Raw genomic sequence first — 10,252 nt, forward strand, 5'->3', positions numbered from 1 at the left:
GCTCAGGGGTCGGCGTCGGCTCAGGCGTGGGCGTCGGCTCAGGCGTGGGCGTCGGCTCAGGGGTCGGCGTCGGCTCAGGCGTGGGCGTCGGCTCAGGCGTGGGCGTCGGCTCAGGCGTGGGCGTCGGCTCAGGCGTCGGCGTGGGCGTGGGCGTGGGCGTCGGCTCGAGGTCGTAGGTGTTGGTCGCGGTCACGACCGGGACCGTCACCGGCTCCCGCTCGACGGTCACCGTGGTGGCCGCGAACGAGGTCGCCCCCGAGGAGGCCCGGTCGTCGGCCACGGTGCACTCGGCCCCGTGCGGGACGTCGGTCACCGTGACGACCTCACCGGCCCGGACGGTGAGCAGCCCGCGCTCGCCCAGGTCGACCGGCTCGCCGGCCGAGGTGCAGACCACCTGCAGCTGGAAGGTCTCCGGCGCGGTGCCGGCGTCAGGGCCGTCCACCACCTTGGTGACCTGCAGCGGCCCGGTGGCCAGCGCCGCGCCGACCCGGTTGCCCTCGGTCGGCGGCAGCTCGGTCAGCGCCCCCTGGTCGTTCGCGGTCGCGGAGGAGGCCACCGTGTTCCAGGCGATCGTGTCCGCACCCGCACCGGCCGACTGGGCCGGGGTGGTGGTGACCAGGTCGACCGTGACCGTCCCGGTGGGGTCGAGCAGGTCCTCGGAGAGGTCGAACTCGAACATCAGGGCGGTGACCTCGGACGGGTCGACGTCGTCGGTCAGCAGCTGCCACTCGCCCTCGGGGCAGGTGCCCCCGCGGAGGTCGTCGAGGCAGAGGACGTCCTGGTCGGTCCAGTACACCCGGAGCTCGTCGACCGTGCCGCCCTCGGCGCCGACCAGCCGCACGTCCTCCAGCAGCGGGTGCCACTGCGAGCCACGCGGGGCCGGCACGGTCGCCGCGAAGTCGCCCAGGTCGGGCAGCCGGTCGACCGCCCGCACCGTCTGCAGCGGCAGGTTGCCGGTGTTGGTGAAGGTCATCCGCCAGGTCACCTCGGTGCCTGGGGCGCTGACCGGCACGCAGCCGCCGGTGTGGAAGCCGTCGGCGTCGGGTTCGCAGCTCCCGGTGCCCCGGGTGTCGAGGACGTCGAGCTCCTGCTCGGCCCGCACCGTCTTGTCACCCCGCAGGGCGCCACCCACGAAGGGGTGGACGGTGGTGTCGTCGGTGCACTGCCCGTCGTCGGTCGGGGTGCCGTCGCACTCGTCCCAGGGACGCTCACCGCTGATGCCGGTGACGTTGGTGACCTGGGTGTTCCCGGGCAGGCCGGGACGGAAGCGCATCTGCACACCGATGGTGTAGGTCTGCCCGACCTCCAGCACCGTCCCGGCCGGGAAGGTGAAGGTGATGAGGTCGCCGTCCTCGTCGAGCACGGCCTGCACGCCGTCGGGACCGAGGTCGGTCGGCATCGCCGGGCCGTTGCCGGGCTGCGGCGCGGCCCCCTCCAGCGTGAAGTCGTAGACGGACTCCGGCGTGGCGTCGGGGTCGATCTCGAGCATCGGGCCGTCGGCGTCGGTCGGGATCCGGTCGGTGATGACCGGGTCGACGATCGGCACGTCGCCGGTGTTGGTGAAGGTCAGCTCGAAGGGGATCACCGCCTGCGGCTGGCGTCCGCCGGCCGGGGTCTTGGTGACCTGGACGGCGTTGCGGGCGTGCCGGTAGGTGATGGTGTCCTCGGCCGTCGAGCTCGCGCTCAGCGGTCCGTCCGGACCCTGCTCGAGTCCGGTCACCGTGGTGGTGATCTCGTTGCTGGCCTGGCCGGCCACGTCCTCGCCCGGGGCCGGCACGCTGCCGGCCAGGGTGGAGGGGACGGGACCGCCGGTGTGCAGCTCCTGGCGCCGCTGCACCCGCAGCGGGATCGTCTGGGTCGGCGTGGACGGGTTCTCCCAGATCCGGCCGTCGGCGCGGACGAAGGTGAACCGCAGGCCCTGCACCTGCTCGGGTGCGACCCCGGCCGGGAGCTCCGGAGCGGTCGCGAAGGTGCCCTCCTGCCAGGTCGCGCCGGTCAGCTGCACGTCCTCGCCTCCCACACCGAAGGTGCCTCCGGTCAGCACGTCGACCTTGACCCGGTCGATCGGCGCGGTGAGGCGGAAGCCGTCGCCGAAGCCGGTGAAGTCGTACTGGTTGAAGAAGCTGGCGTCGGTGTCCTCGACCACCATCTGCGCGGTGCGGGTCGGGCCGGAGGGGCGACCGGTCAGGGTCAGGTTCACCGGCTCGCGGGTCGGCTCGGTCTGGGTGTCGGGCTGGAAGGTCTTGGTGGTGACCACGCCGATGCCCTGGGCCCGCAGCTCGATCTCGGCCTCGTCGGTGTCGGTGAACTCCTCGGTGGGCACGTCGTAGCCGATCAGGTCCTCACCCAGCACGGTGGTCTGGTTCTCCACCACCGAGCCGGGCTGCGGTGCCTCGCCGCTGGTGCGCCCGGCCGGTCGCAGGCGGGTGTCGAAGGTGACCTCGGCCCGTGCGCCCTCCACGATGCGTCCGGTGTAGACCACGGTGAAGCCGGTGACGTCGGCCAGGCTGGCCGCGTCGGCGGCGAGCGCCTGGTCCCGGCTGAGCTCCGCGGTCGAGCCGTCGGCCCGCTGCAGCTGCACCACCACCGAGTCGGCCCCGATGGAGCGCGGGTCGGTGAGGGCGGTGAAGTCGGTCAGGTCGAACACCTCGAACGGGTCGGCCCCGCCCGACGGCTCGGTGATGGTGAGCCGGTCGATCCGGCGCGGCGTCGTGTTCACCGCCACGATGCTGGCCCGGCCGGACGGATGGGCCGCCGGGTCGGTGCCTGCGGGCGGGACGCCCAGCGGACCGCCGGACCAGGTCTTGTCCACGGTGACGGTGAGGTTCACCTCGACGATGGTGATGATGTCGGAGGCGTCGTCGCTGACCACCGGCTGGCCGTCGGTGTAGCCGGTGGCACGGGCGTCGTTGCGGACCTCGCCGATCTCGTCCTCGTTGTAGGTGCCCTCGCTCAGCACCGGCACACCCGGGTCGGAGCGCAGCTCGTCACGGACCGCGAACACCAGGTGCACGCGCCGGTCGAGCTCGAAGGTGCGGGCCACGCCGCTGCCCACGGCCGGGTCGGTGATGCTCCGGATCCGGTCGGCGCGGGTGGGGCTCTCGGCGTAGACCAGACGCGCGGCGATGGTGGACGCGCGCTCCTCCGCGGTCAGCACGACCCCGGGGAAGGTGCCGTCGCAGGCCTCCGGGCAGGGGTCGGCGCTGGCCCCGACCCACTGCTGGGTGCGGGAGTCGAAGAGCTCGACCCGCTCGACCCGGTCGAAGCGCAGCAGCGGGTCCTGCTCGCTGGTGATCCGGTCGATGCGGACCAGGTCGAAGGCGTCGAAGACGGTCTCGGCGACCCGGTCGACCGACGGCTCGGGGACGTCGCTGAGGACGACCTCGTCCAGCCCGGAGCGGCCGGCGGTGGACCAGGACAGGGTCAGCCCCGCCTCGTCACCGGTGCGCTCGCCCACGGTCTTGGGCTGGTCCCAGTCCTTCTCCAGCAGGTCGCCCTCGCCCGGGACGACCGGCACGAGCTCGATCGACGGGCAGGGCTGCGGGGTGCTCGCCCGGTCCGCGGTGGCGGTCGGGGCGCTGGCGTCGCTGGAGGCGCAGTTCTCGACCGTGTCGGCCTCGTTCGGCGTGTCCTGCGACAGCGTCACCATGATGTTGGGGTTCACCTGCTGGCCGGGCGGGAAGCCGGACTCGCTGGTGAAGACGAAGCGCAGGCCGCGGACCTCGAGGTCGGCCGGCACCTCACGGGTGAAGGTGGTGGGGCCGGCGACGTCGGCCATGCCCTCGACCACGGCCCAGGAGCCGTCGGGCCGCAGGTACTCCACGGTCACCGACGCATCGGCCGGGACCGGGGTCTGGATGATGCTGCGGGCGTCGAAGGTCTGCCACCACTCGTTGTCGGGGTCGCCGTCGGCCGGGTCGGAGACGACCAGTCGGGTGGCGTCGACGGTGGAGGCGGGGAAGTCGCTGATCCGGCCGCTGAGCTGGATGATCGCCGTCTCACCGGGGACCGCGGGGATGCGGCTGGGCGAGATGCGCTTGCCCACCTCGACGGCGAGCCGCTCGACGATGGTGGTGATCGAGTCGGTGGCAGTGTCGGTGCCGGTGTAGCCGCCCGGGGCGGTGGACTCGACGAGGACATCGTTGTCGTGGGCCAGCTCGTCGACCTGCTGCCCGGTGGGCGCGGTGACGTCGAACGGGACGGTGGCCTCGGCGCCCTCGACGATCTCGCCGGTGAAGGTGACGGTGAACCCGGTCACCTCGCAGCCCTCGGGGGCCTCCGGCAGGGTGTCCGCCGTCTCGGTGGTGCTGGTCTGCTCGCCATCCGCAGCGCACTGCCACGTCACGGTGGCGGCCTGCGCCCCGGAGGGCCAGACCACGGCGTCGGTGAAGCCCTCGAAGACGAAGCCGCGGTCGGTGAAGAAGTTCTCCTCACCGGCCGGCTCGGTCAGCGAGAGCGAGTCGAGCACGCGGGAGCTGGTGTTGGTGGCGCCGAGGGTGACGGTGGCCTCGCCACCGACCACGACCTCGCGGGGGCGGATGGTCTTGCTGGCCCCGACGGTGATGCTGCTCTCGACGACGGTGTAGTCCGCCGAACCGGTGGCCGGCTCGGACTCGGAGTCGCCGACCGCGACGACGGCGTCGGCCTCGTTCGGCACGACACCGGTCTCGATGCCCTCACGCTGCTCCAGCGGGAGCTCGATGCGCGCGCGGGCGTCGACCTCGATCAGGTCGTCGTCGGTGCTGGTGAAGGTGACCCGGACGCCGGTGACGTCACCGGGGTCCACGCCGGAGGGGAAGGCCCCGCCGTCACCGGCGGCGACCCAGCTGCCGTCGACCCGGTACTCGACCTCGGCGGTCTCGGCCCCGGCCGGCAGCTCGATCTGCGGCGCGCCGGTGAGGGCGAGGCTGTCGAAGGGCGCGCCGCCGTCCTCGGTGGGGTCGGTGACGGTGAGCGTCTGCACGCCGACGTTGGAGGCGTTGCCGGCCTCCAGGGTGAGGGTGGTGGCCTGCCCGGGCGACAGCACGGCCTCGTCCGGGGCGAAGGACTTGCTCACCTCGGCGGTCAGGTCGACCGGCACCTCGGGGACGACGGGGAAGGAGTCGCTGACGTCGTCGGCGTTGTCGGCGGTCACGGTGGCGGTGTTGACCAGCTCGGTGCCGCTGACGGCGGCCGGGACGTCCTCGCTCAGCCGCACCGGGATGAGGATGACGGCGGTGGAGGCGTCCACCATGCCGACCGCACCGGCGGGCTCGCTCAGCGGGTTGCGGAACTCCACGGTGATCGGCGAGCCGTCGGTGACCACGGACTCGCCGCCACCGGTCACCGTCACCGCGGCGTCGGTGCGCTCCACCCACTCCGGCAGCGGGTCGGTGACGGTGGCGTTGGTGCAGCCGCCGAACTCGGTGTTCGTGCAGGTCACCTGGACCCGGTAGACGAAGGTGTCACCCGGCTGCAGGGTGGCACCCTCCGCCAGTCCGTCCGCGTCCTTGGTCAGCGTCAGGTAGGCCTGGTTCTCCTCCGCCTGCGCCGGCGTGCCGATCGCGCCGCCGAGGGCGACCAGGGTGGCCAGCAGCACGAGCAGCAGCCGTCGTAGGGCCGATCCCGTGCGGAGCCCGGTGGACGGGCTTGGACGTGGTGACGTGGTCATGGAGCGTGCTTCCCCCTCGAGTCGAACATGGTGCGGACAGCACTGACGACGGGTCCCCCGAACCCGTCGTCGGCTGTTCCGAGTGAGGGACGCGCGAGTGACGGTCGCATGACGCGGCTGCGGTGTGACCCTCGTCACTCCGTGTCGGGACCCGGGTCGCCGGGCGCTCGGTCGTGCCGCAGCTACGCGGCGGGACCTGCCAGCGCGGCCCCCCGGCGCCCGTAGGTGTGGCGCAGCAGGGCGCGGGCGGCGTGGTAGCCGTTCATCCCGTGCACACCGGGCCCAGGGGCGGCGGCGGCCGAGCCGAGGTAGAGGTCGCTGCGACCCACCCGCCACGGGTTGAGGGCGGGGACGGGCCGCAGCAGGGCCTGCTGGCTGGTGAGGGCGCCGCTGTAGATGTCACCGCCGTCGTAGGCCGGGTTCTCCCGTTCCATCGCCGGCGCCGAGCGGGCCGTGCTGGCCACCACGGTGTCGGTGAAGCCCGGCGCCCAGCGCTCGATCTCGGCCAGCACCAGCGCGGTCGGGTCACCCGACCAGCCGGTCGGCAGGTGGGCGTAGGCCCACACGACGTGGTGCCCCGACGCGCTGCGGCTCGGGTCGTGGTCGGTCGGGGCCGAGACCAGCGCCACCGGGTGCTCGGGGACGCGGCCGCGGGCGACGTCCCGCTCGGCCCGGGCGAGGTCGGCCGCGCTGCCACCGAGGTGGATCGTCGAGGCCCGACGCAGCCCAGGGTCGCGCCACGGGATCGGCTCGGAGACGATCAGGTCCACCTTGCCGACCGCCGCCCCGCGACGGACCCGGCGCGCCAGCGCCCGGTACGGCCCGGGCACGGCGGTGCCGCCGATCCGCAACAGCTCGGGCACCGAGGTGGCGAAGAGCACGGCGTCACGGGGCGGCAGCTGGTCCAGGGAGGTGATCCGGGCGCCGCAGGTGATCTCGACGCCGACCGCGTGCGCCTCCTCGACCAGCACGTCGACCACCCGCTGGGAGCCACCGACCACCACCGGCCAGCCGAAACCGTGCGCCTGGGTGGCCAGCGCCAGCCCGGTGAGTGGGGCGCTGAGGGCGTCCAGCCGGTGGTGCACGTGCGCGGCGACCCCGGAGAAGAGGTCGGCGGCGCTCCCGGTGAGCGCCCGCAGCGCGGGCAGTGGTGACCACTGGCGCAGCGCGGGCAGGCCGTAGCGCAGCGCCAGCCCGGGTCGGGTGACCGCGGCCAGAGGGTTGCCGCCCACCAGCCGGGCGACGTCCTCGGCCCGCTCGACCAGGGGCCCGAAGACCCGCTGCCAGCCCCGGCCGTCCCGACCGAGGCCCTCGACGGTGGCCGCCAGATCGGTGAACGCGTAGACGCTGCGGTCCCCGGTGACCGGCTGGGCGTAGGCGACCTCGGGGACGACCAGCTCCAGCCGGTCGACGAGGCCCAGCGAGCGCAGGAACGGCGAGGACAGCACGCCCGGCAGCACCGCGGCGCAGACGTCGTGCCAGGTGCCGGGCTCGAGCAGCTCGCGGCTGCGCGACCCGCCTCCGGGGGTGTCCGCGGACTCCCACAGCCGCACCCGGACGCCCGCCCGGCCGAGGACGATCGCGGCGGCCAGCCCGTTGGGCCCCGCGCCGACGACGTCGACGACCCCGCGCTCGGCGCGGCTGCTAGACACGGGTGGCGGGACGGCCGTCGACCGCCGGCTCCCGCTCGGCCGGACGCTCCCCGACCGGCTCCGTCGCCGGCTCCGCCGAGGCGTCCGGGGGCGGCTCGTCCGGGGTCGCCGCGGCCTCACGCCAGGACCGTCGCAGGTGGTCGCGCAGCGACAGCCAGGTGACGTCGCGGATGAAGATGGAGTCGATCGCGATCATCGTCAGCGAGAACCACGGGAGCCCCATCAGCACCGCGATCCCGATGTGGAAGCCGGTGATCCCGAACAGCCCGATGACGCGGGTGAAGCGGGCGAGCAGCAGGAGGGGGAAGCACATCTGCAGGATGATCGAGGCCCACGACATGATCGTCACGGCCGGCGTCCAGGCCGTCAACAGGTCGCTCAGCTCCGGCCAGGTGCCGAAGCGGTCGGTCTGCAGGGGGTTGTAGATGGCATAGCCCTGCTGCCAGGGCGTCCCGCCGGCCTTGAACAGCGCGCCCGAGGCGTAGACGAAGCAGACGTGGCAGGTGATCGCGACGAGCACCAGGTTGTGGGTGGTGCTGGTCAGCCACGACGGCAGCAGCGGCTCCCCGGCCCACTTGCGGGCCAACCAGCCACGGGACGGGTCGACCGGGCGGGCGCGGCGGCGGGCGTCCACCGACCAGCGCATCGCCGGGTCGGCGAGGAGCAGGTACAGCAGCACCATCCGGTACATGTTGTCGCCCTGGTCGCCGAGGGAGTCGTTCATCTCGATGAAGCTGACCCAGCCGACGAAGAAGACCGGCAGCACGATCCGGGTACGCCATCCGACGGTGAAGGCGACCGCGAGCACCCCGAGCAGCAGGTAGGCGATCGTGAACGCCACGTCGTCGAGCGCGATCCGGTGGAAGAGGCTGAACAGCCAGATCTCGGGGAAGTCGCTGATCGGGTCGGCGGCCTCACCGTTCCACGCCGAGCCGCTGCCGAAGGCGTAGAACCGGGTGCCGAAGTTGGACGCCAGCAGGCCGATCGCGGTCAGCCCGAGGCCGATCCGGGTGACGGCCAGCCCGTAGCCGGCGTGCTTGCCCTCGGTCAGCCACCGCTCGCTGAAGCCGACCACGCGGCCGACGATGCGGGCGACGAGCTCGACCAGGTCCTGCAGCAGGCGGCCGGCGAACCGTCCGACCCGGCGTCCGGGGGAGGTGCTCACTGCCCGGACTCCTCGAGCGCCTCGACGAACACCTCGCGGAAGTGCTCCCGGTCCTGGCCGGGCTCCTCGACCGGCCCCCGGAACCCGACCGGCACCGGCTGCGGGGCGGGACGCTCGGGGTCGGCGTCGTGGCGACGGGCGAAGGGCACCACGTTCTGACGGCTGACCAGGAACTGCACGGCGACGACCTCGTCCCCGAAGGCGGCGTGGGCGACCTGCGTGGAGTAGGCGGTGATGACCCGCTCCACCTCGAGGTAGTCCTCGACGTCGGCCGCATCACCCAGGTCGAGCAGCGCCGTCTCCAGCCGCGGCTGCCAGTCGTCCTTGTACCAGCCGAGCTCGACCACCTCACGGTGCGCCGGCGTCAGCTCCTGCCAGGTGCCGCGGTAGCGGGAGGCCAGCTCGGTCGACTGGATGCCCGCCCGCGGCGGCACCAGGTTGTGCTGGATCATGCTGATCTCGGCCGCGGTGGCGTCCACCCACTCGGTGGTCACCTCCGCGCCGTCGCGGACGACCGTGGCCCGGACCTGGAGCCGGTAGTCGCCGTTGATCGGCTCGGGGGCGAAGACGCTCCAGCTCTGGCCGAACATCGGGATCATGTAGCCCTGCAGGACGCCGTCGGGGTAGAGCTGGCGCAGCCCTGAGGCCGGCGCGATCCACAGGAACTGGCTGAACACGTGGAACGCGGTGAAAGCCACCGCGAGGGCGACCACCAGCCGGACCCACCACGGACGGCGACCGCCGCCAGGCTCTGCAGCCTGGACGGCGGTCGCGTCGGTGTTGTGCGGTGCGCTCACGGACGTCCGCTGCCCCGCAGACGTCGGCCGACCAGGACGGCGGCGCCCGCAGTCACCAGCAGGCCACCGAGGACCAGCACCCAGACCGGGAAGCCGGCGCCGGTGTCGGGCAGGCTGTCCTCGCCGTCGCCCACACCGGGCCCACCGTCGGCGTCGGCGTCCGCGCTGGCCGCAGCCTGGGCGCCGTCCGAGCCACCCTCGGCATCGGAGGTCGCCGAGGCCTGGGCGCCGTCCGAGCCACCCTGGACACCGGCGGTCGCGGACGAATCGCCCACGGCACCGTCGACCACGACGAACGCGGTGTCGTTGTTCTCCTGGGTGACCTGACCGGAGACCTCGCCGACCATGTCGACGTCGTGGTCGCCGAGCTCGAAGTCGGCGTCGATCTCGAAGGTGAAGACCACGTCGCCGTTCTCGTCGGCCGTGCCGGTCAGCTCGAACGGGGTCGAGTTCACCGTGGCGGTGACCCGCTCTCCCGGGGCGAAGCCGCTGCCGTGGGCCTCCTGGACCACGCCGGTGCCGCGGATGATCTCGCGGTAGCGGACCGTCGCCCGCGGCTCGGTCTCCTCACCGTCCTCGTCGCCCTCGGCGTCGGAGCTGGCGGCGGCCGAGGCCTCCGCCGACGAGGTCCCGTTCGCAGCGACGGCGGCCGAGGCCTCAGCGGCGGCGTTGTCGTCGTCGTCGGAGTCCGCGGACCCGACCGCGGTGGAGTCGGCGTTGGCGGTCGCGTCGGCCTCGGAGGTCGACTGGGCCGCCGCGACCGCAGCCGCGTTCGGGTCGGCGTCGACATCGGCCGAGGCGTCGCTGGAGGCGTCGTCGGTCGCTGCCGCCTGCGCCGCTGCGGTGGCGTCGACGTCGGCCTCGGCGCTGGCCGTGGTGGTGGCGTCGGCCAGGGCCGACGCCTCCGCCGCCGCCTGGGCCGCCGGGTCGTTGTCCGCGTCGGCCTCCGCAGACGCGCTCGCCGAGGCGCTCGCGTTCAGGTCGGCGT

General features: G+C 73.5%; 5 protein-coding genes. All 5 read right to left on the reverse strand.

What is annotated here, in order from left to right; genetic code table 11:
- Positions 1–5,650: DUF5979 domain-containing protein (locus DVA66_RS11950; protein ID WP_157973971.1), on the reverse strand; the 5,650-nt coding region annotated here is incomplete at its 3' end.
- Between the two features lie 182 nt (positions 5,651–5,832).
- Positions 5,833–7,302: a phytoene desaturase family protein gene (locus DVA66_RS11955; RefSeq protein WP_198671694.1), complete on the reverse strand. Its 1,470-nt coding sequence runs from the start codon at positions 7,300–7,302 to the stop codon at positions 5,833–5,835.
- Positions 7,295–8,467, reverse strand: a complete 1,173-nt coding sequence (locus tag DVA66_RS11960; protein ID WP_114560296.1) for an HTTM domain-containing protein — start codon at positions 8,465–8,467, stop codon at positions 7,295–7,297. Before DVA66_RS11960 ends, DVA66_RS11955 begins: the two co-directional genes overlap by 8 nt.
- On the reverse strand, positions 8,464–9,264 hold the full coding sequence (locus tag DVA66_RS11965; RefSeq protein WP_198671695.1) for a DUF5819 family protein: 801 nt from the start codon (positions 9,262–9,264) through the stop codon (positions 8,464–8,466). The genes DVA66_RS11960 and DVA66_RS11965 overlap by 4 nt, the downstream gene beginning before the upstream one ends.
- The coding region (locus DVA66_RS11970; RefSeq protein WP_114560297.1) for an LPXTG cell wall anchor domain-containing protein at positions 9,261–10,252 on the reverse strand (992 nt) is incomplete at its 5' end. The genes DVA66_RS11965 and DVA66_RS11970, both read right to left, overlap by 4 nt.

Origin of the sequence: Desertihabitans aurantiacus (assembly GCF_003344635.1) — a bacterium.
Taxonomy (GTDB): Bacteria; Actinomycetota; Actinomycetes; order Propionibacteriales; family Propionibacteriaceae; genus Desertihabitans; species Desertihabitans aurantiacus.